A 21,846-nucleotide genomic window follows, 5' to 3' on the forward strand; every position below is an offset into this window, starting at 1 on the left:
TCAGGCAATTGCGTGAAAGTCCCGGATGGTAGCAAATGCTGCGGAGGGCGTCAGCCGTCGAGTTCCGAGAAGCCCGTGAGGAAATGTGGCCCGATGTAACGCTCCGGCAGCTCGAACTCATCGCGATATTCGACCTGTACCAGGTACAAGCCAAACGGGTGCGCCGTGACGCCACCGGAGCGACGGACACGACTGTCGAGCACTTCCTTGATCCACTCCACTGGCCGTTCGCCAGCACCAATGGTCATCAGCACGCCGGCAATGTTGCGCACCATGTGATGCAGGAACGCGCTGGCGCGGATGTCGAGCACGATCATCTTGCCGTGACGAGTCACGCGCAGGTGATGCAACTCTTTGATCGGCGACTTGGCCTGGCACTGGCCGGCGCGAAAGGCGCTGAAGTCGTGCACGCCGACCAGGTATTGCGCGGCCTCGGCCATGCGCTCGACGTCCAGCGGGCGGTGATTCCAGGTGATTTCTTCGTTCAGGTGCGCCGGGCGGATCTGATCGTTGTAGATCACGTAGCGATACCGCCGGGCGATGGCCTTGAAGCGGGCATGGAAGTGCGCCGGCATCACCTTCGCCCAACTGACGCTGACGTCGTGGGGCAAGTTGATGTTGGCGCCCATCACCCAAGCCTTCATCGAACGCTCGACCTGGGTGTCGAAATGCACCACTTGGCCGCAGGCATGCACGCCAGCATCGGTACGGCCGGCGCAATGCAGCGACACGGGCGAGTCGGCGACTTTGGACAGGGCGTTTTCAAGGGTTTCCTGCACCGTCAATACACCGGAAGCCTGGCGCTGCCAGCCACGATAGCGCGAGCCTTTGTATTCAACGCCCAAGGCGATCCGGAAAAAGCCGTCGGCCGCCATTTCGGCGGCCGGGTTGTCTATGTTTGCCAAGGAATTACAGCCTGCTGAGGTACGCAAAGGCGGGCATTATAAGGCCGATGGCTTGGGATGCCAGTCCGACGGGTGATCCTGTGTTGAATGGTCTGGCGCTATCGTCGGATCGCCGCCCGGAGCAAGCTCGCCCCCACAGGAGCCCAGATGATTTTTCAGACCAAGACAAGTCCTTGTGGCGAGGGAGCTTGCTCCCGCTGGGCTGCGAAGCAGACCCTCTCCATGGCGCGTCGAGCACTTTTGCGAGCGCTGCGCACTCGAGCGGGAGCAAGCTCCCTCGCCACAAGAGCAGCGTGAATTGCCCACAAACAAAAACGGCAGCCTCACCGGCTGCCGTTTTTGTTCAATCGCTGACTCAAGCCAGGCGCGACAACATCTCCTGCGCTTCGCTCTTCTGGGTGGCGTCGCCTTCGCTGAGGACTTCGCCGAGGATGTCGCGGGCGCCGTCGTTGTCGCCCATGTCGATGTAGGCCTGGGCCAAATCGAGCTTGGTCGCCACTTCGTCGGTACCGCTAAGGAAGTCGAAGTCGGGTTCGTCTTCAGCACCGACCAGGGCATCTTCGGCGGTAAACGTTGGCTGGCCCAGCGTGTCGGACAGGCGATCCAACTCGGCGTTTACATCGTCCAGCTCGGACTCGAAGGCATCCTTGGGCGCATCGTGCGCGTCCATTTCATCAGACAGGGACAGATCGAAATCCGCCGGCAGTTCGAGATCGTCGGCTGGGATGTCGGCCAAGGCTGGCGTTTCAGTCGCAGGCAAGTCCAGGCCCTTGAGGTCGTCGTCCAGATCGAGCAGGAAGTCTTCATCGTCGAGCGCCGGGATCGGGGTCGGCGCATCGGCACCCAGGTCCAGGTCGAATTCCGACAGGTCGTCCAGGCTTTCGTTGGCTTGAGTCTGTTGCTTGAGCACCGACTCGAAACTCAGATCGTCGTCTTCCGGGAACGCGTCCAGCTCAGCGACAGGCTCTGGTGTCGGCGCGACCGGGGTCGTTTCCAGGTCATCCAGGCTCAAGTCAAAGGCGCTGTCCAGCTCCTCGTCGGTCGGCGTCTTGTCTTCCAACAGGTCCTTGACGTACTGCGCGTCCAGCTCCGCTGCCACTGTCGCGGCGGCCAGGCCTGCCGCGGTGGCGACCACCATGGCCGGGAAACGGCTTTTCAGCTGTTCGACCTGGGCGAAATTCTCGCCATTGGCCACCAACTGGCGTTCCTGGGCGACGAAAGCGTCGCGGTCGCCCTGCTGACCGTAGACTTCCATTAGCTTCAGGCGCAGGTCGCTGCGCTGGGGCTCGGCCTTGATGCCCTGTTCAAGCAGGTCGGCGGCCTGGTTCAAGCGACCGCGGTCGATATGGGACTGGGCCTGGGGCAGCACGTCGTCGGAGCGCTCGGCAGCCGGAGCCACCAATGGCGCCGCGATAGGCGGTGTGACCACCACAGGCGCGACCACCGGGGCCGGCTTGGGGAATGGCGCAGGGGCAGGCGCGGGTTTTGGCTCGAGTTTTACGCTCGGTGGCGGAACGTCAATGCCCTCGAAGCTGCTCGGGGGCAGATCGAGCTCCGGGGAGAAGTCAGCCTCCTCCTCGAGGGCTCGGGCCATGCGCAAGTGCTTTTCCGCTTCCTGTTGAGCCTTGCGGCGACGGGCGAGCAGCAACAGCAGCAACAGCAGGAGCAGCGCGCCGCCGCCAATCAATCCCAGCAGGATCGGGTTGGTCAGCAGGTCGTTGTATTTTTGCTCGTTGGACGTGGCAGGCGTCGGCTCGACCGGAGCGGCAGGCGGTGTCGCTTCCGGGGCCGCCTCTGGCGCAGGCGCAGCCGTCGGGGCCTGTGCCGCTGGCGCAGGGGTCAACTCTGCGGACATTGCAGGAGGTGCCTCGCCAGCAGGAGGAACGGCGGCACCTTCGGCCTGCATCTTGGCCAGTTGGTTGTTCTTCAGCTCGATCAGGCGCTGCAGTTTGTCCAGTTGGCTCTGCAGATCCGCCATGCGGCTTTTCAGTTCTTCGTTATCCCGGCGAGCCGAGTCGAGGCTTTCCTGGGTGACTGCAAGCTTGTTGGTGAGCGCCTGGGCATCGCCGGCAGCGCCCTTGCCCTTGCCGCCCGCCTTCGCCGAGTCGGCCGACACCAGGCTCAAGTTGTCGCGACCGGCAGCCTGTGCCGGCGCGCCTTCGCCACGGCCACGCTTGGTGGCATCCAACTGCTGCTTGCCAGCACCCGCCACGCCACGACGACCCGAGCGCCAGGCGGCGTTCTGCGCAGCCACTTCAGCGATGGCCTGGGGTTGCGGCAACGCAGTGCTTTGCACGGGGTCCGGCAGGCGCAAGACCTGACCGGTCTTGAGCAGGTTGATGTTGCCGTTGATGAATGCGTTCGGGTTCAACGCCTGGATCGCCAGCATGGTTTGCTGGACCGACCCACCGTTGCGCGCCTTGGCGGCGATTTCCCACAGGGTATCGCGCGGCGTGGTGGTGTATTGCGAAGGCTTGGTGGCCCCGGTGACCGGCGTGGACACGACCTGGGGCGGTTTCGCCCGGGCGGCGTCGGCGGCCTGTGGCGAGAATTTGGAAGGATCGAGCAAAACGCTGTAGTCGCGCAGCAGACGGCCGTTAGGCCACATCACCTGCACCAGGAACTTGACCATGGGTTCGGACAGCGGCCGGCTGGACGTTACCCGCAGGACGCTCTTGCCATTGGCGTTGATCACCGGGGTGAAGCTCAGGTCATTGAGAAAGGCCTGGCGGTCGACGCCGGCCTTGGCGAAGTCATCGGGCGAGGCCAGGCTCGGCACGACTTCGGCGGCGGTCAGCTGCTGGACGTCGAGCAACTCGATCTCGGCGACCAGGGGCTGGTTCGGCGTCGACTTCAGGGTCAATTCCCCGAGCCCGAGCGCTTGCGCCATACCGGAGGACAGCGCCGAGGCGGCCGCTATTGCTAACACCAGTTTGCGAACTTGAACCATAGCCTCTTCCTTTGTTTGAACATTCCTCGGCCAGCGAGAAGGTATTGATGCCGCTGCCGTAAGGCATTGCGCGCAGCCCCGATGCGACGGTGCGCGCGATCATTTCACTCATGCCCCGGGAAAGTCCCCCAGAGGGATGTTCGCCTTCAGCATTCCGACCAAGCATAGCGCCCGGCTAGAATCATTCGACAAATTGACGCCAAGTATCTTTTACAGCAAGTCTTTTATCAACAACTCAGCCACCTGCACGGCATTGAGCGCCGCGCCCTTGCGCACGTTATCTGACGTCAGCCACATATTTAGTTCCGCCGGATCGTCGATCCCACCGCGAACACGACCAACGTAGACCACATCCTGCCCCACCGCATCGCCCACCGCCGTCGGGTAATCGCCCGCCTCCACCAGCTCGATACCGGGTGCCGCTTCCAACGCCGTGTTGACCTTGGCCAGGTCGATGGGGCTCGCAGACTGCACAGTCACGCTAAAGCTATCGCCAAAAAACACCGGGGCTTGAATGCAAGTTACGGAAATCTTTAACAAAGGTTGATTCAGCACCTGGCGCAACTCGCGGACCAGGCGCTTTTCCAGCTGCGTATGGCCCTGCTCGTCCGGGGTGCCGACCTGGGCCAGCAGGTTGAACGCCATCTGCCGATCAAAGAATTTCGGCTCCAGCGGACGGGCGTTGAGCAGCTCGGCGGTCTGGCGCGCCAATTCGCTCACGGCCACGCGGCCCTGGGCCGACACGGCGAGGCTGGCGGCCAGGCTGATGCGCTGCAAGTCCAGGCATTCGCGCAGCGGCGCCAGCACGACCGCCAAGGCCGTGGCCGAAGCACTGGGGCTGCTGACCTGCAACGGCTTGCTCAAACCGGCGAGCACCTGGGCATTGGCTTCCGGCACGATCTGCGGCGCCTGTTCGGGCGGCAAGGCGCCGGACAGGTCGATCAGCGCACAGCCAGCCGCCGTGGCCCGCGGGGCGAAACTCAGGGTCACCGCCGGGCCGGCGGCGAAGAACACCAGTTGGACTTTGCTGAAATCGAATTCGTCGACTTCGCGCACCCGCACGTTTTTGCCACGGAACATCACCGAACTGCCTGCCGATTCGCTGCTGGCCAGCAGGTGCAGGTTGCCGACCGGGAAATCCCGCTCTTCGAGAATCTGGACGAGGGTTTCGCCGACAGTACCGGTGGCGCCGATCACGGCAATATCAAAGGACTGGCTCATGGGTCTACCTCAGGTAAAACGTGGGGAGCGGCACTTTACCGGGTGGTGGGTATGCAGGCAATTGGCCGGAGGGTTTGCAGTGCCTGGGCGGGCCTCATCGCGAGCAAGCTCGCTCCCACATGGGATCTTCAGTGACCACAAAACCTGTGGGAGCGAGCTCGCGATGAGGCCCGCCCTGATACACAATTGCCCCCCAATAAAAAACCCGCACCTCTCACAAGGCACGGGTTCTTTCACCGCAGCAATCGATCAACGCTCGAGCAGGATCCGCAGCATGCGACGCAGCGGTTCGGCCGCGCCCCACAGCAGTTGGTCGCCGACGGTGAAGGCACCGACGAATTGCGAACCCATGTTCAGTTTGCGCAGACGGCCCACCGGTACGTTCAGGGTGCCGGTGACCTTGGTCGGGCTCAGCTCCTGCATGCTGATTTCGCGGTTGTTCGGCACCAGCTTGACCCAAGGGTTGTGCTGGCTGATCAGCCCTTCGATGTCGGCGATTGGCACGTCTTTGTTCAGCTTGATGGTCAGCGCCTGGCTGTGGCAGCGCATGGCGCCGATGCGCACGCAGATGCCGTCCACCGGGATCGGGCTCTTGAAGCGACCCAGGATCTTGTTGGTTTCGGCCTGGGCCTTCCACTCTTCGCGGCTCTGGCCGTTAGGCAGTTCCTTGTCGATCCAGGGGATCAGGCTGCCGGCCAGCGGTACGCCGAAGTTCTCGGTCGGGTAGGCATCGCTGCGCATCGCCTCGGCGACCTTGCGATCGATGTCGAGGATGGCACTGGCCGGATTGGCCAGGTCATCGGCGACGGCGGCGTGGGTGGCGCCCATCTGCTTGATCAGCTCACGCATGTTCTGCGCGCCGGCCCCGGACGCCGCCTGGTAGGTCATGGCGCTCATCCACTCCACCAGCCCAGCTTCGAACAGGCCGCCCAGGCCCATCAGCATCAGGCTGACGGTGCAGTTGCCGCCGATGTAGTTCTTGGTGCCCGCGTCCAGCTGCTGGTCGATGACCTTGCGGTTCACCGGGTCGAGGACGATCACCGCGTCGTCCTGCATGCGCAGGCTGGAAGCGGCGTCGATCCAGTAACCCTGCCAGCCGGCTTCACGCAGCTTGGGGAAAACTTCGCTGGTGTAGTCGCCACCCTGGCAGGTCAGGATCACGTCGAGGGTCTTGAGCTCTTCGATGCTGTAGGCATCCTTGAGCGCACCGGTGTCCTTGCCCACAGACGGGCCCTGGCCACCGACATTGGAAGTGGTGAAAAACACCGGCTCAATGAGATCGAAATCCTGCTCTTCCAGCATTCGCTGCATGAGCACGGAACCGACCATGCCGCGCCAACCGATCAGACCTACACGTTTCATCGCAACTACACCTATACAAAAGTGGGCCACCGTCGGAGCGGTGGGCCCGAAAGATTACAGATTCCGCAGCGCGGCGACTACTGCATCGCCCATTTGCTGCGTACCGACTTTGGTACAACCTTGCGACCAGATATCACCGGTGCGCAAGCCTTGGTCCAAGACCACGCTGACGGCTTTTTCGATCGCGTCGGCGGCATCATTCAAATTGAAGCTGTAGCGCAGCATCATCGACACCGACAGGATGGTCGCCAACGGGTTGGCAATGTCCTGCCCGGCGATGTCCGGCGCCGAACCATGGCACGGCTCGTACATACCCTTGTTGTTGGCGTCCAGGGAGGCCGACGGCAGCATGCCGATGGAACCGGTGAGCATCGACGCTTCGTCGGACAGGATGTCGCCGAACAGGTTGTCGGTGACGATCACGTCGAACTGCTTCGGCGCACGCACCAGTTGCATGGCGGCGTTGTCGACGTACATGTGGCTCAGCTCGATGTCCGGGTAATCCTTGGCCACCTGCTCGACCACTTCACGCCACAGTTGACTGGAAGCCAGTACGTTGGCCTTGTCCACCGAGCACAGCTTCTTGCCACGCACGCGGGCCATGTCGAAGCCAACCCGGGCGATACGGCGGATTTCGCTTTCGCTGTACGGCAGGGTGTCATAGGCCTGGCGCTCGCCATTTTCCAGCTCACGGGTGCCACGTGGGGCGCCGAAGTAGATGCCGCCGGTCAACTCGCGGACGATGAGGATGTCCAGGCCCGCGACGATTTCCGGCTTCAGGCTCGATGCATCGGCCAGTTGTGGGTAAAGGATCGCCGGACGCAGGTTGCCGAACAGGCCCAGTTGCGCGCGAATCTTCAGCAGGCCGCGCTCAGGACGGATGTCGCGTTCGATCTTGTCCCACTTCGGGCCACCCACGGCGCCCAGCAGCACGGCATCGGCTGCACGGGCACGGTCCAGGGTTTCATCGGCCAGGGGCACGCCGTGCTTGTCGATGGCTGCGCCGCCGATCACGTCGTGGCTGAGTTCGAAGCCCAGGCCGTACTTGTCGTTCGCCAGTTCCAGGACCTTGACCGCTTCGGCCATGATTTCCGGACCAATGCCATCACCTGGGAGAATCAGAATCTGCTTGCTCATGCTTTCCTCGTTTGCTCTGTCGGCACACGCTTGGGCTTTGTACCCAACGCCTGGCCGGGAAAAATGCTATCGCTCGGCCCACAGCACCAGCACATCTGTACTGAACGAACCATCGGCCTCAATCTCAAAATATTCACGCACTTCATCGCCCATCGAACGCTGCAGCTGGAGAATCGCCGCCCGCATCACCTCGGGGGTGCGCATGCGCTCGACCCAGGAGCGGTATTCAAGGCGCAGGCGCTGGCGCGAGGTGCTGCGGGTGTGCAACCCCGCCTCGCTGACCTGGCGCAACCACTCGCCGGCAGAATAATCGCGCACGTGGCTGGTGTCGCGCAGCACTTCGACGCTTTGCAGGTACGTGTCCAGCAACGGCAGGCCAGGCGACAGGACGTCGATGAACGCCACCACGCCGCCCGGCTTGAGCACCCGGCGCACTTCCCGCAACGCCAGGCCCAGGTCGCTCCAATGATGCGCCGAATAGCGGCTGAACACGAAGTCGAACTCAGCGTCGGCGAACGGCAAGCGCTCAGCGGCGCCGCATACCGTGCCGACATTGCCCAGGCCACGCTCGGCAGCCGCCGTGGCGACCACATCGAGCATTTGCTGGGACAAATCATAAGCCACTACTTCACCGGCCAGCGGCGCCACATGGAAACTCACATGGCCGGCGCCGCACCCCAGGTCCAGCACCCGGGCATCGCCACGGCCGGCCAACGCAGCTTGCAGCAGCGCGAATTCAGCGCCCTGGGCGTGCACGGCACTGCTCAGATAGGCCGAGGCCTGTTCACCGAATTGCTTTTGTACAACCTGACTGTGGGCGGTGCTGGTCATGGGATGTCCTTGTGGTGTTGTGTTGCCTGGGCGGGCCTCATCGTCGGATCGCCGCCCGGAGCAAGCTCGCTCCCACAGGGGCTTTGTGAACGCCGCAAATCCAATGTGGGAGCGAGCTTGCTCGCGATGAGGCCGGTACTGCCTACATCAATCCTTCAAGCATCGCGAAACAACCAAGGCTGGCTCGCCCGGTGCTTGGCCTCGAACGCGGCAATCGCCTCGCCGTCCTGCAAAGTCAGGCCGATATCGTCCAGGCCGTTGAGCAGGCAATGCTTGCGGAACGCGTCGATCTCGAAACCCAGCACCTTCCCGTCGGGACGGGTCACGGTCTGGGCGGCCAGGTCGACCTGCAGTTGATAGCCGGGGTTGGCCTCGACCTGCTGGAACAGCTCATCCACGTCAGCATCGCTGAGGATGATCGGCAGCAAGCCGTTCTTGAAGCTGTTGTTGAAGAAAATGTCGGCATAGCTCGGCGCGATGATGCTGCGGAAACCGTATTCTTCCAGGGCCCATGGCGCGTGCTCGCGGCTCGAGCCGCAGCCGAAGTTCTCACGGGCCAGCAACACGCTGGCGCCTTGGTAGCGCTCGGCGTTGAGCACGAAGTCCTTGTTCAAAGGCCGCTTGGAGTTGTCCTGGTAAGGCTGGCCGACATCCAGGTAACGCCATTCATCAAACAGGTTCGGGCCGAAACCGGTGCGCTTGATGGACTTCAAGAACTGCTTGGGAATGATCTGGTCGGTGTCGACGTTGGCACGATCCAAAGGCGCGACAAGACCGGTGTGCTGGGTAAAAGCTTTCATGCTGCGCTCCTTCAGATCAATTCGCGGACGTCGACGAAACGGCCGTTGACAGCCGCCGCCGCGGCCATGGCCGGGCTCACCAGGTGCGTACGGCCACCGGCGCCCTGACGGCCTTCGAAGTTACGGTTGGAGGTGGAGGCGCAATGCTCGCCCGACTCCAAGCGGTCCGGGTTCATCGCCAGGCACATCGAGCACCCCGGCTCACGCCATTCGAAACCGGCTTCAAGGAAAATCTTGTCCAGCCCTTCCGCTTCCGCCTGGGCCTTCACCAGGCCCGAGCCCGGCACCACGATGGCCTGTTTGATGGTCGAAGCAACCTTGCGACCCTTGGCGATCACTGCAGCGGCGCGCAGGTCTTCGATCCGCGAGTTGGTGCAAGAGCCGATGAACACACGGTCAAGCTGAATGTCAGTGATCGCCTGGTTGGCGCTCAAGCCCATGTATTTCAAGGCGCGGACGATGGAGTCGCGCTTGACCAGGTCCATTTCCTTGGCCGGATCCGGTACGTTCTGGTCCACCGCCAACACCATCTCAGGCGAGGTGCCCCAGCTGACTTGCGGCTTGATCTGCGTGGCGTCGAGCTCGACCACGGTGTCGAACTTGGCATCGGCGTCGGACACCAGGTCTTTCCAAGCCTCGACCGCCATGTCCCATTCCGCGCCTTTTGGCGAGAACGGACGGCCCTTGACGTATTCCACGGTTTTTTCATCGGCGGCCACCAGGCCAACGCGAGCACCGGCCTCGATGGACATGTTGCAGATGGTCATGCGACCTTCGACGGACAAGTCGCGGATCGCGCTGCCGGCGAATTCGATGGCATGGCCGTTACCGCCGGCGGTGCCGATCTTGCCGATCACCGCCAGGACGATGTCCTTGGCGGTCACGCCGAACGGCAACTTGCCCTCGACGCGCACCAGCATGTTTTTCATTTTCTTGGCGACCAGGCACTGGGTGGCGAGCACATGCTCCACCTCGGAGGTGCCGATGCCGTGGGCCAGGGCGCCGAAAGCACCGTGGGTCGAGGTGTGCGAGTCGCCGCAGACCACGGTCATGCCAGGCAAGGTCGCGCCCTGCTCCGGGCCGATGACGTGGACGATGCCTTGGCGCACGTCATTCATCTTGAATTCGACGATGCCGTATTCGTCACAGTTGTCGTCGAGGGTCTGGACCTGCAAGCGCGAGACCTGGTCGGCAATGGCTTCGATGCCGCCCTTGCGCTCCGGGGTGGTCGGTACGTTGTGGTCCGGGGTCGCGATGTTGGCATCGATACGCCAAGGCTTGCGCCCGGCCAGGCGCAGGCCTTCGAAGGCTTGCGGCGAAGTCACTTCGTGGATGATGTGACGATCGATGTAGATCAGCGCCGAGCCATCGTCGCGCTGCTTGACCAAATGCGAATCCCAGAGCTTGTCGTAGAGCGTTTTGCCGGCCATCAGACGGTTCCTCATCAGCTTGTTTCTATGCCCCGGGCCTTGAACGAATCAATAACCCCTTGGCTTGTGAGGCTGATCCTATGGGGTTACATTAAATAACTCAAATTCATATTTTTCATACTTTGCATAACCAACTGGAATTCGACCGGAACCGCCATGGACCTCGCCAACCTCAATGCCTTTATAGCCATCGCCGAGACGGGCAGTTTCTCCGGCGCCGGCGAACGCCTGCACCTGACCCAGCCGGCCATCAGCAAGCGCATTGCCGGCCTCGAGCAACAGCTCAAGGTGCGCCTGTTCGATCGCCTGGGCCGTGAAGTGGGCCTGACCGAGGCCGGCCGGGCCCTGTTGCCACGGGCCTATCAGATCCTCAACGTACTGGACGACACCCGCCGCGCCCTGACCAACCTGAGCGGCGAAGTGACCGGGCGCCTGACGCTCGCCACCAGCCACCACATCGGCCTGCACCGCCTGCCACCTTTATTGCGGGAATTCACCCGACGCTACCCCCAGGTGGCGTTGGATATCCAGTTCCTGGATTCGGAAGTGGCCTACGAAGAAATTCTCCATGGCCGGGCGGAACTGGCCGTCATCACCCTCGCCCCCGAACCCCACACGCTGGTACGGGCCACACCGGTGTGGGACGACCCCCTCGATTTCGTGGTTGCCCCGGAGCATGCGCTGCTGGAAAACGGCGCGGTCAGCCTGGCGGACATTGCCCTGCATCCGGCGGTTTTCCCGGGGGGCAACACGTTTACCCATCACATCGTGCGACGGCTGTTCGAAGCCCAGGGCCTGACACCGAATATCGCCATGAGCACGAATTACCTGGAAACCATAAAAATGATGGTCTCCATCGGCCTGGCCTGGAGCGTTTTGCCGCGCACCATGCTCGACGAACAGGTGGCGCGCATTCCTTTGCCGGGCATACAACTCAGTCGCCAGCTAGGCTATATCTTGCACACCGAACGGACGCTGTCGAACGCCGCACGGGCCTTCATGGCCTTACTGGACGCACAAATCGATTTGCCAGGGACAAGGGCATAGGTTGTGCCGCGTCTGTAGGGCCTGACGCCTGTGCTTTATGCCCTAACCCGCTCAAGGCTCGCTAGATAATGCCAAAACCCGCTGACCACCTCCCGCCCTTGCCACGCATCCAGGCGCTCGACCCGAAACGGTCCGAGCAGAGCTGGGACAGCGCGCCGCAGTTGCTGGCCGCCCTGAACGGTGCGCGGCTGGGGGCCTGGTCGTGGGACATCGAGACTGGGAAGATCAGTTGGTCCCGGGGTACCCAGGCGCTGTTCGGCTTCGATCCGCGCCAGCCATTGCCAGCGGATGTGGATTATCTGGACCTGCTGCTGCCCGAAGACCGGGCCAAGGCCCTGCGTGCCTTTCATGCGGCAGTGGCCGGGGCGCCACTGGAACAGGCCATGCATCACCACATCGTCTGGCCCGATGGCAGCTTGCACTGGCTGGAGATCAGCGGCAGCGTGCTGCCCGACAAGCACGGGCGCCCGCGCATGATCGGGGTGATCCGCGAAATCACCCATCAGCGCGAGCGGGAACAGGCGCTGCGCAGCTCGGAAAAACGTTTTGCCACGCTGTTCCACCTGAGCCCGAACATGGTGCTGCTGACCCGCGAGGAAGACGGGATGATCAGCGAGGCCAACCAGTATTTCGAAAGCCTGTTCGGCTGGCCGCTGCACGATGTGATTGGCCGGACCACCCTGGAACTGGGCTTGTGGGTCGACTCCGGGCAACGGGAAAAACTGCTGGAAGCCATCAAGGCCAAGGGCGAACTGGCGAGCATGGAGGTGGAACTGCGGGCGAGCAATGGCCAGATCCACACCGGCCTGCTCAGCGCGCAGAAAGTCGAGCTGGAGGGCCAACCCTACCTGTTGAGCGCCTTTCTCGACACCACCGAGCGCAAACTCGCCGAACAGGCCCTCAAGGACAGCCAGGAACGCCTGGACCTGGCCCTCGACTCGGCGCAACTGGGCACCTGGGACTGGCACATTCCCAGCGGCATGCTCTACGGCTCGGCTCGGGCCGCGCAACTCCATGGCTTGGAGCCCAAGCCGTTCCACGAATCGTTCGATGCGTTTTTCGAAGGCGTCCCCACTGAAGAACGCAACAACATGCGCAATGCCTATCGCAGCCTGCGCGAAGGCCCGGCGGGCAACTATCAGTTGACCTACCGCATACAACTGCCGGACGGCAGTTCGCGCTACCTGGAAAGCCGTGCCCGCCTCTACCGCAACGACGACGGCAGCCCCTTGCGCATGGCCGGGACCTTGCTGGACATCACCGACCAGGTGGAGCGCGAACAAAGCCTGGCCGCCTCGGAAGAGAAATTCGCCACGCTGTTCCAGGTCAGTCCCGACCCGATCTGCGTCACCCACCAGGACAGCGGGCGGTTCCTCGAGATCAACTCCAGCTTCACCCAGACCTTCGGCTGGACCACCAGCGACGTGATCGGCCTCAACGCCGACGAAATCGGCCTCTGGGACGCCTCGGGCAGCAGCCTGCAACGCATCGAACGGGTGATCCGCGAACAATCGCTGAACAATGTCGCCATCGTCGTTCACCATAAGAACGGCCAGCCATTGACCTGCGTGATCTCTAGCCGAAAAATCAACGTCGGAAACCAGCCCTGCATCGTCACGACCTTGCGCGACATCACGCAGCAACAACGCTCCGAAGCCGCCCTCAAGGCCAGTGAAGAGAAATTCGCCAAGGCGTTTCATTCCAGCCCCGACGCCATCACCATCACTGAGCTCGAAAGCGGTCGCTACCTTGAGGTCAACGACGGCTTCTACCGGCTGACCGGCTACCGCGCCGACGAAGTGATCGGGCACACCGTCTACGAAGTGGGGATCTGGGCCGAAGAAAAACAGCGAGCCGCCTTGCTGGCCGAGCTGCAACTCAAGGGCCGCGTAGTCCACCAGGAGATGCTCGGGCGCAATAAACAGGGGGAAATCCTTACGGTGGAGGTCTCGGTCGAGCCCATCACCCTCAATGAAACCGCATGCCTGCTGCTGACCGCCCGGGACGTAAGCCTGTTGCGCAATGCCGAAGCCCAGATCCGCCACCTGGCCTACCACGACTCGCTGACCAACCTGCCCAACCGGGCCTTGCTGATGGACCGGCTGAGCCAGCAGATCGCCCTGCTCAAGCGCCACAACTTGCGCGGCGCCCTGCTGTTTCTCGACCTGGACCACTTCAAGCACATCAACGACTCCCTCGGTCACCCGGTGGGCGACACCGTGCTGAAGATCATCACCGCGCGCCTGGAAGCCAGCGTGCGCCTGGAAGACACCGTAGCGCGGCTGGGTGGCGACGAATTCGTGGTGCTGCTCAGCGGCCTGGAAGGCTCGCGCAACGAAGTCAGCGAGCAAGTGCGGACCCTGGCCGACACCCTGCGCGAACTGCTTTCGGAGCCGATGTTTCTCGATGGCCAGCGCCTGCAGGTCACGCCGAGCATCGGTATCGCGCTGATTCCCGACCACGGTTCCACGCCCACCGATTTGCTCAAGCGCGCCGACATTGCGCTGTACCGCGCCAAGGACTCAGGGCGCAACACCTCGCAGATGTTTCACACCACCATGCAAAAAGCCGCCAGCGAACGGCTGCGGATGGAGACCGACCTGCGCCTTGCCCTGGCCCGTGGCGAGTTCAGCGTGCATTTCCAGCCTCAGGTCGATGCCCGGGACAACCGCATCATCGGCGCCGAAGCCCTGGTGCGCTGGCATCACCCGGACCTGGGCGCCCAATCGCCCAATGAATTCATCAAAGTGCTGGAGGACAGTGGCCTGATCCTGGAAGTCGGGACCTGGATCCTCGATGAAGCCTGCGACGGCTTCAAGCAACTGATCGCCAAGGGCAAGATCGATCCCCAGCAATTCAGCCTGTGCGTGAACATCAGCCCACGGCAATTTCGCCAGAGCGACTTTGTCGAACGCATCGAAAACAGTCTCCTCTCTCACGGCCTGCCCTTCTCCCTGCTGAAACTGGAAATCACCGAAGGCATCGTGATCCAGAACCTGGACGACACCATCGCCAAGATGCGCCGGCTCAAGAAACTGGGGGTGAGCTTCGCCATGGATGATTTCGGCACCGGCTACTCGTCGCTGACCTACCTCAAGCGCCTGCCGGTGGACACGCTGAAAATCGACCAGTCATTCGTGCGCGACGCCACCAGCGACCCCAACGACGCCGAAATCATCCGCGCCATCGTCGCCATGGCCCGCAGCCTCAACCTGATCATGATTGCCGAGGGCGTGGAGACCTTGGAGCAATTGCAATTCCTGCAAGGGCTCGATTGCCATCTGTACCAGGGTTATTTGCATAGCCGACCGCTGCCGCTGGAGGCGTTTGAGCGGTTGTTGCCATAATTTGGAACACGGGGCCTTTGTGGCGAGGAGGTTTTATGTGGGAGCAAAGCTTGCTCGCGACTGCTGGCGACCCGGTTTCTGAAGGACCGCATCGCTTTTATCGCGGGCAAGCCTTGCTCTCACAGCCCCTAGTCACAATTAATCTTCCATCGATATCCAAAATGAAGAAGGGCGCCGTTGGGCGCCCTTCTTCATTTGCGCTGCATCAGCTTTGCAGTGCGGGTTGTTGCCGCGCTCCGTTGATCGGGATGCGCTTGGCCTTGGCCTCTTCCGGGATCACCCGCAGCAGGTCGATGCTCAACAGACCGTTGCTCAGGCCGGCGGATTTGATCTCGATATGATCGGCCAACCGGAAGGACAGCTTGAACGCACGCTGGGCGATGCCCTGGTGCAGGTAGGTGACGCTGTCGTTACTGGCTTCACGCTTGCCGCCACTGATGGTCAGCACACCTTTTTCCACTTGCAGGTCCAGGTCTTCTTCCTGGAACCCAGCGGCGGCGACCACGATGCGGTACTCGTCATCACCATGTTTTTCCACGTTGTAGGGTGGATAGCTGCTGCCCGGCTCGTTGCGCAGGGCGGTTTCGAACAAGTCGTTGAAACGGTCGAAACCTACCGAGGAACGGAACAGCGGGGCCAGCGAAAATGCAGTACTCATGATTCAAATCTCCTGAAAAATTCAGCAAGTTTTTTTGTCTCCGCGACCCGAATTCGGCATCGCGTAACCCTTATCTAGGGACCGCCAAAAACTTTTCAAGAGCTTCTTCTGAAATTTTTTCAGGCCGCTTCGGTGCGCTGCACACCCAGCAAATGGCCCACCGCATCCAGGTCGGTTTCCCGGCGCAACGCGGTAAACAGTGCCACCGCTTCGGGGTAATTGCGGGTCAGCATCGCCAGCCACTGCTTCAACCGGCCTGGAGCCTGGCGTGGTGTCAGTTGCTCGACCACCTGCACCCAAAAGTCGTGGAGCATCGGCTGCAGCTCGGCCCAGGACATCTCGACCACGTCCTCACCGGCCCGGGCGGCGGCGATCTGCCGGGCCAGGTCAGGACGGGAAACGAGACCGCGACCGAGCATGATGTCTTCGACACCGCTGATTTCGCGGCAACGGCGCCAATCCTCAACGCTCCAGATATCGCCATTGGCGAACACCGGCACCTTGACCACTTCCTGCACCCGGGGAATCCACTCCCAGTGGGCCGGAGGCTTGTAGCCATCAACCTTGGTCCGCGCATGCACCACGATATGCGCCGCGCCGCCTTCGGCCAGTGCCGTGGCACACACCAGCGCACCGTCCGGGCTATCGAAACCCAGGCGCATCTTGGCGGTGACCGGAATGTGTTTTGGCACCGCACGACGCACGTGCTCGACGATTTCGTTGAGCAGTTCCGGCTCCTTGAGCAACACCGCCCCGCCCCGGGATTTGTTCACGGTCTTGGCCGGGCAACCGAAGTTCAAGTCGATAACCTCCGAGCCCAACTCGCACGCCAACGCCGCGTTTTCCGCCAGGCACACCGGATCGGAACCGAGCAACTGCACCCGCAACGGCACACCGGCAGCCGTCTGGGCACCGGTCAACAACTCAGGGGCGAGCTTATGGAAATAGGCAGGCGTGAGCAGACGGTCGTTGACACGGATGAACTCGGTGACACACCAGTCGATCCCGCCAACACGGGTCAGGACATCCCGCAGGATGTTGTCGACCAACCCCTCCATGGGCGCCAGGGCAATTTGCATGGAAACACACACTCGAACGAAAAAACGTGCGGCAGTTTACCGGATTTTGCCCACAACATCGGAATTGACCACCAATCCCTGTGGGAGCGAGCTTGCTCGCGAAAGCGGTGGGTCAGTTTGCGGAGATGTTGAATGTACTGCCGCTATCGCGAGCAAGCTCGCTCCCACAGGGGGTCTCGAGCGTTCAAAAATCCTGCGCTCACCACAAATCCCTTGTGGGAGCGAGCCTGCTCGCGAAGGCGGTGGGTCAGTTTGCGGAGATGTTGAATGTACTGCCGCTATCGCGAGCAAGCTCGCTCCCACAGGGTTCTCGAGCGTTCAAGAATCCTGCGCTCGCCACAAATCCCTTGTGGGAGCGAGCCTGCTCGCGAAGGCGGTGGGTCAGTTTGCGGAGATGTTGAATGTAGTGCCGCTATCGCGAGCAAGCTCGCTCCCACAGGGTTCTCGAGCGTTCAAGAATCCTGCGCTCACCACAAATCCCTTGTGGGAGCGAGCCTGCTCGCGAAGGCGGTGGGTCAGTTTGCGGAGATGTTGAATGTGCTGCCGTCATCGCGAGCAGGCTCGCTCCCACAGGGGGTCTCGAGCGTTCAAAAATCCTGCGCTCGCCACAAATCCCTTGTGGGAGCGAGCTTGCTCGCGATTACGGTGGGTCAGTCGGTGAGGACCCCGGATGGTTTCAACGCAGGACCATAACCTTCGATGAATTCCGGCGGCATGCGCTTGGGCCTGCCGGTGGACAATTCGATGCAGACGAAGGTGGTCTGGGCCCGCAGCAGCGTGGTGTTGTCGCTGGGACGGACCAGTTGGAAATGCCGAGTCATCTTCAACCGCTGGTCCCAGTCGACGATCCAGGTCGCCAATTGCAGCTCATCGCCTTCATAGGCGGCCGCCAGGTAATCGATTTCATGCCGCACCACTGCCATGGCCCGGTCGAGGCGCCGGTATTCCACCAGATCCAGGCCCAGGCGCTGGGAATGGCGCCAGGCGCAGCGCTCGAGCCAGCTGACGTACACCGCGTTGTTGGCGTGGCCCAGCCCGTCGATGTCTTCGGCATTGACCTGAAGATCAATAATGAACGGTGTTGCGCGATCCCAGCCCATGCCTCTCTCCTGGTCGAATTTGGATCGGGGCAGTGTAACGGATCCTAGCTCGACCGCCATCGCGGGCAAGCCTTGCTCCCACAGATCAAGCCGATTGCCGCGCCTGCAGGCTGCGCCCGGCCAGCAGTGATAACACCCCATCAATGACCCGTGGATCGGCCAGCACCCGCTGGTGCCCGCCCTGTGGCAGTCGCAGCAAACGACTGTCGAACCAGGCTTCATGGATCAACTGCGACTCCCTCACCGAAACCGACGTGTCGTCCTCGGCATGGACGATCAACCCCGGCACGTCCAGCTGGTAATGCGCGACGTCCATCTTCGAGGCAGGCATGCCCACATCGCTTTCCACCTGGCGAATGAACGCCGAACGCGCCTTGGGTGGCAGGCCCATCATCCGGGAGAAACCGCGCAGTACCCCTAGAATGCGGGCGGGTGCGGCGATGCTGACCAGCGTCTCGGTACGCAACCCCAACTGGACGGCCAACAGGGCACTGGCGCCGCCCATGGAATGCCCGATAACGGCCTGCAACGGCGGCAGCTCAGCAGCGGCCTCGAGCATGGCCCTGGCAAACAACAGGACATTCGCCTCGCGACCCGGTGAGCGACCATGGGCCGGACCGTCCAGCGCCACCACCGTGTAACCGGCGTCCACCAGGGCCGTGATCAGCGCCGCGAACTGGGTCGGCCGCCCTTCCCAGCCATGCATCAGCAAGACTGCCGGGCCTTTGCCCCAGCGCAAGGCCGAGAGACCGAAGCGCAAGGTGATACGCTCGGACGAGGCCAGCAGCGGCAGTTCCCAATCCCGCGGCGGCAAGTTGCGCGGGCGCATGAACAGCGAACGCATCTGTTTGGCCACCAGGCGCGGAGCCACCCAACCCAGCGTGCCATTGACGCTACGAATCCAGCTCAACCTGTTCATCGCTCATCTCCAGGGCTTGCGCCTTAGCTCATCGCACCGCCGACTTGGCGGCGCGCAGCAAACGATCCGATAACTCTCCAGGGCCCAGCGCTCGCGCCAGGGCCAGGCCACCTACCATCAAGGCGATGTCGGCCAGGGCCTTGTCGGCGTCCTCCGGGCTGGCCGCCAATTGCGCGACCATCAACTCGATATGCTCATTGAGCACTTCACGAAACGCATCCGGCAGCCGGCCGAGCTCGCCGACCGACGCGGGGATCGGGCAGGCGTGTTCGGTGGAGTCACGGTGCTTGCGGGACAGATAGAACGCCGCCACCAGGGCGCGCCGCTCTTCGCCTGTCAGTTCGCCGTCCATGTCGGCGATCAGGCCGCGGCGCCGATTGAGCAATTGCTTGAATGCCTCCAGCATCAAGGCATCCTTGCTTTCGAAATGGGCATAAAAACCGCCCACCGTCAGCCCGGCCGCGCCCATCACCTCGCCCACGCTCGGCTCAGCCGGCCCACGCTGGATCAGCGCATCGCTGGCAGCCTTGAGAATGCGCTCACGGGTTTGTGCCTTTTTATCGCTCATCGTCGCCTCCGAATATTACGACTGAAATATTATTCCTATAATAATTTTCCGCAAGCGGAAATGTTGACCGCCGGTCAGAAGTCTATTTTCAAGGATAAGGGAATTGGCCGAACGCCAGACAAACAAAAGGGCCATTCAAGAATTGAATGACCCTTATAAAATCCCGCAGAGCGGGTAATCGTGGCGTCCCCTAGGGGACTCGAACCCCTGTTACCGCCGTGAAAGGGCGGTGTCCTAGGCCACTAGACGAAGGGGACACAAACCTTCTGACTTGATCAGCGCTGAGAACTGATCGATTCAAGGACGGTGTGGCCAGACCTCGAACCTGTAATTGGTGGAGCTAGACGGGATCGAACCGTCGACCTCTTGCATGCCATGCAAGCGCTCTCCCAGCTGAGCTATAGCCCCAGATTTTTCGCCTCGCGGCGGAGCGACATCTTGCAACATCGCTTCTGTAAAACTGGCGTCCCCTAGGGGACTCGAACCCCTGTTACCGCCGTGAAAGGGCGGTGTCCTAGGCCACTAGACGAAGGGGACGCAAACCCTTCTATACAACTGATCAACGCTGAGTGTTGATCGCTTCAAGACCGGTGTGGCCAGGCCTTGAAGTGTAAATTGGTGGAGCTAGACGGGATCGAACCGTCGACCTCTTGCATGCCATGCAAGCGCTCTCCCAGCTGAGCTATAGCCCCTCATCGCTGAGGACGGGGCGAATCTTAAGGGCGTATCGGAGGGCTGTCAAATTTATTTTCAACAAATTTGAAAATTTTTTGCCGGGATAACAATCACTTACCACCTTCCCCAATAAAACTGGGGCCTCGCCTGTTCCGTAGGAGCTGTGTAGGAGCTGACGAGTGCAACGAGGCTGCGATCTTCCCCCAGCTATTTGAATCTCAAGCGAAAGATCAAAAGATCGCAGCCTCGCTTCGCTCGACAGCTCCTACACAGCTCCTACAGGCCATTTAGGCGATCGCGCCCAACAGTTTTTCCCACTCCTTGTTTTCCTTCTTCGACACGCCACCGAGCAGATCGATGGCCTGGCGCAGGCGGAAACGGGTCAGGTCCGGACCGAGGATTTCCATCGCATCGAGCACCGACACCGAGCTGGCCTGGCCGGTAATGGCGGCGAACATCAGCGGCATGGCATCGCGCAGTTTCAACTCCAGCGACTCGACCACGGCCTGGATGGTCGCGGTGATGCTGTCCTTCTCCCACTGACGCAGGCTTTCGAGCTTCCACAGGATCAGTTGCATCAACTGGCGCACCTGGTCGCCCGAAAGCTTCTTGGATTCGAACAACTTCGCATCCGGCGTCACGCCACCGGCGAAGAAGAAGCCGGCCAGCGGGGCGATCTGGCTGAAGGTCTCTACCCTGCCCTGCACATGGGGCGCGATCTTCATCATGTACTCAGGGTTCAATGCCCACTTCTGCACACGTGCGGCGAACTCTTCGACCGGCAGGTCCCGCAGCCACTGGCCGTTGAGCCACGACAGTTTCTCGACGTCGAAGATCGGCCCGCCGAGGGACACGCGCGACAGATCGAAATGCTCGACCATTTCCTGCAGCGAGAACTTCTCGCGCTCGTCCGGCATAGACCAGCCCATGCGCCCCAGGTAGTTGAGCATCGCCTCGGGCATGAAGCCCATGCGCTCGTAGAACGTCACCGAGGTCGGGTTCTTGCGCTTGGACAGCTTGCTCTTGTCCGGGTTACGCAGCAGCGGCATGTAGCACAACTGCGGTTGCTCCCAGCCGAAGTATTCGTAGAGCAGGATCAGTTTCGGCGCCGATGGCAGCCATTCTTCACCGCGCAGGACGTGGGTGATGCCCATCAGGTGATCGTCGACCACGTTCGCCAGGAAGTACGTCGGCAGGCCGTCGGTCTTCATCAGCACTTGCATGTCCATGCGGTCCCACGGGATCTCGACATCGCCACGCAGCATGTCCGGCACCACGCAAACGCCTTCGCTCGGCACCTTCATGCGGATCACATGGGGCTCGCCGGCCGCCAGGCGACGGGCGACTTCTTCCTTGGACAGCAGCAGCGCCCGGCCGTCGTAACGCGGGGTTTCACCGCGGGCCATTTGCTCGGCGCGCATCTGGTCCAGCTCTTCGGCGGTGCAGAAACACGGGAACGCATGCCCCATGTCCACCAGTTGCTGGCAATACTGCTGGTAGATGTCACCACGCTCGCTCTGGCGGTACGGACCGTGCGGGCCGCCGACGTCCGGGCCTTCGCTCCAGTCGATCCCCAACCAGCGCAGGGCGTCGAAGATCTGCTGTTCAGACTCGCGGGTCGAACGCAACTGGTCGGTGTCCTCGATCCGCAGGATGAACTCGCCGCCATGCTGCTTGGCAAAGCAATAGTTGAACAAAGCGATGTAGGCGGTGCCAACATGGGGATCGCCAGTGGGCGAAGGCGCGATGCGGGTGCGGACGGTGGTCATGGCATGTCTCGGAAAGAATATAAAAGCGAAGATCAAACAGGGGGCGAA

Annotated in this window: 16 protein-coding genes and 4 tRNA genes; 2 read left to right on the forward strand and 18 right to left on the reverse strand. The window is 61.9% G+C overall.

The annotated features are described in order from the left end of the window. Window positions 1-50: 50 nt before the first annotated feature. The 8 genes from truA to leuC form a co-directional block, all read right to left on the reverse strand. Window positions 51-875: a tRNA pseudouridine(38-40) synthase TruA gene (gene truA / locus LOY50_RS18920; RefSeq protein WP_018610821.1), complete on the reverse strand. Its 825-nt coding sequence runs from the start codon at window positions 873-875 to the stop codon at window positions 51-53. Between the two features lie 385 nt (window positions 876-1,260). Next, window positions 1,261-3,855 carry a FimV/HubP family polar landmark protein gene (locus tag LOY50_RS18925; protein WP_258688857.1) on the reverse strand — a complete coding sequence of 865 codons (2,595 nt, stop codon included), beginning with the start codon at window positions 3,853-3,855 and terminating at the stop codon, window positions 1,261-1,263. A gap of 210 nt (window positions 3,856-4,065) precedes the next feature. Beyond that, on the reverse strand, window positions 4,066-5,076 hold the full coding sequence (locus tag LOY50_RS18930; protein WP_258688858.1) for an aspartate-semialdehyde dehydrogenase: 1,011 nt from the start codon (window positions 5,074-5,076) through the stop codon (window positions 4,066-4,068). Window positions 5,077-5,325: 249 nt separating this feature from the next. Next, a complete protein-coding gene (gene asd / locus LOY50_RS18935; RefSeq protein ID WP_003203857.1) occupies window positions 5,326-6,438 on the reverse strand; it encodes an aspartate-semialdehyde dehydrogenase in 1,113 nt (370 codons plus the stop codon). 54 nt (window positions 6,439-6,492) lie between these two features. Next, a complete protein-coding gene (leuB, locus tag LOY50_RS18940) occupies window positions 6,493-7,575 on the reverse strand; it encodes a 3-isopropylmalate dehydrogenase (RefSeq protein WP_258688859.1) in 1,083 nt (360 codons plus the stop codon). A 66-nt stretch (window positions 7,576-7,641) separates the two neighbouring features. Next, the gene (locus tag LOY50_RS18945; protein WP_258688860.1) at window positions 7,642-8,406 is read right to left on the reverse strand and encodes a class I SAM-dependent methyltransferase; all 765 of its coding nucleotides are present in this window, start codon (window positions 8,404-8,406) and stop codon (window positions 7,642-7,644) included. A 155-nt stretch (window positions 8,407-8,561) separates the two neighbouring features. After that, window positions 8,562-9,206 (reverse strand): 3-isopropylmalate dehydratase small subunit, encoded by a 645-nt coding sequence (gene leuD, locus LOY50_RS18950; RefSeq protein ID WP_018612423.1) that lies wholly within the window; start codon window positions 9,204-9,206, stop codon window positions 8,562-8,564. Window positions 9,207-9,217: 11 nt separating this feature from the next. Then, the gene (leuC, locus tag LOY50_RS18955) at window positions 9,218-10,636 is read right to left on the reverse strand and encodes a 3-isopropylmalate dehydratase large subunit (protein ID WP_003203866.1); all 1,419 of its coding nucleotides are present in this window, start codon (window positions 10,634-10,636) and stop codon (window positions 9,218-9,220) included. Window positions 10,637-10,792: 156 nt separating this feature from the next. Between leuC and LOY50_RS18960 the strand changes: the two genes are divergently transcribed. Together LOY50_RS18960 and LOY50_RS18965 are read left to right on the forward strand one after the other, a co-directional pair. Continuing rightward, the gene (locus LOY50_RS18960) at window positions 10,793-11,683 is read left to right on the forward strand and encodes a LysR family transcriptional regulator (RefSeq protein ID WP_003203868.1); all 891 of its coding nucleotides are present in this window, start codon (window positions 10,793-10,795) and stop codon (window positions 11,681-11,683) included. 68 nt (window positions 11,684-11,751) lie between these two features. After that, window positions 11,752-15,030: an EAL domain-containing protein gene (locus LOY50_RS18965; RefSeq protein WP_258688861.1), complete on the forward strand. Its 3,279-nt coding sequence runs from the start codon at window positions 11,752-11,754 to the stop codon at window positions 15,028-15,030. 205 nt (window positions 15,031-15,235) lie between these two features. Here the strand turns inward: LOY50_RS18965 and LOY50_RS18970 are convergent, their stop codons facing one another. The 10 genes from LOY50_RS18970 to gltX form a co-directional block, all read right to left on the reverse strand. Beyond that, window positions 15,236-15,688, reverse strand: a complete 453-nt coding sequence (locus LOY50_RS18970) for an Hsp20 family protein (protein WP_253476592.1) — start codon at window positions 15,686-15,688, stop codon at window positions 15,236-15,238. Between the two features lie 119 nt (window positions 15,689-15,807). Further along, the gene (locus tag LOY50_RS18975) at window positions 15,808-16,767 is read right to left on the reverse strand and encodes a tRNA-dihydrouridine synthase (RefSeq protein ID WP_214510503.1); all 960 of its coding nucleotides are present in this window, start codon (window positions 16,765-16,767) and stop codon (window positions 15,808-15,810) included. Between the two features lie 650 nt (window positions 16,768-17,417). Further along, window positions 17,418-17,867 carry a thioesterase family protein gene (locus LOY50_RS18980; protein ID WP_253476594.1) on the reverse strand — a complete coding sequence of 150 codons (450 nt, stop codon included), beginning with the start codon at window positions 17,865-17,867 and terminating at the stop codon, window positions 17,418-17,420. A gap of 85 nt (window positions 17,868-17,952) precedes the next feature. Beyond that, complete coding sequence (locus LOY50_RS18985; protein WP_018612410.1) at window positions 17,953-18,786, reverse strand: alpha/beta fold hydrolase; 834 nt, start codon at window positions 18,784-18,786, stop codon at window positions 17,953-17,955. 28 nt (window positions 18,787-18,814) lie between these two features. Further along, window positions 18,815-19,354, reverse strand: a complete 540-nt coding sequence (locus tag LOY50_RS18990) for a TetR/AcrR family transcriptional regulator (protein WP_003203880.1) — start codon at window positions 19,352-19,354, stop codon at window positions 18,815-18,817. A gap of 181 nt (window positions 19,355-19,535) precedes the next feature. Continuing rightward, a tRNA-Glu gene (locus tag LOY50_RS18995) sits at window positions 19,536-19,611 on the reverse strand. Window positions 19,612-19,686: 75 nt separating this feature from the next. Beyond that, window positions 19,687-19,762: transfer RNA gene (locus LOY50_RS19000), tRNA-Ala, on the reverse strand. Between the two features lie 53 nt (window positions 19,763-19,815). Then, window positions 19,816-19,891, reverse strand: a tRNA-Glu gene (locus LOY50_RS19005). A 79-nt stretch (window positions 19,892-19,970) separates the two neighbouring features. Beyond that, window positions 19,971-20,046 (reverse strand) — tRNA-Ala (locus tag LOY50_RS19010). Between the two features lie 270 nt (window positions 20,047-20,316). Then, window positions 20,317-21,798 carry a glutamate--tRNA ligase gene (gene gltX, locus LOY50_RS19015; protein WP_024616139.1) on the reverse strand — a complete coding sequence of 494 codons (1,482 nt, stop codon included), beginning with the start codon at window positions 21,796-21,798 and terminating at the stop codon, window positions 20,317-20,319. Window positions 21,799-21,846: the final 48 nt, after the last annotated feature.

Source organism: Pseudomonas sp. B21-010, assembly GCF_024749325.1.
Lineage (GTDB): Bacteria > Pseudomonadota > Gammaproteobacteria > Pseudomonadales > Pseudomonadaceae > Aquipseudomonas > Aquipseudomonas kilonensis.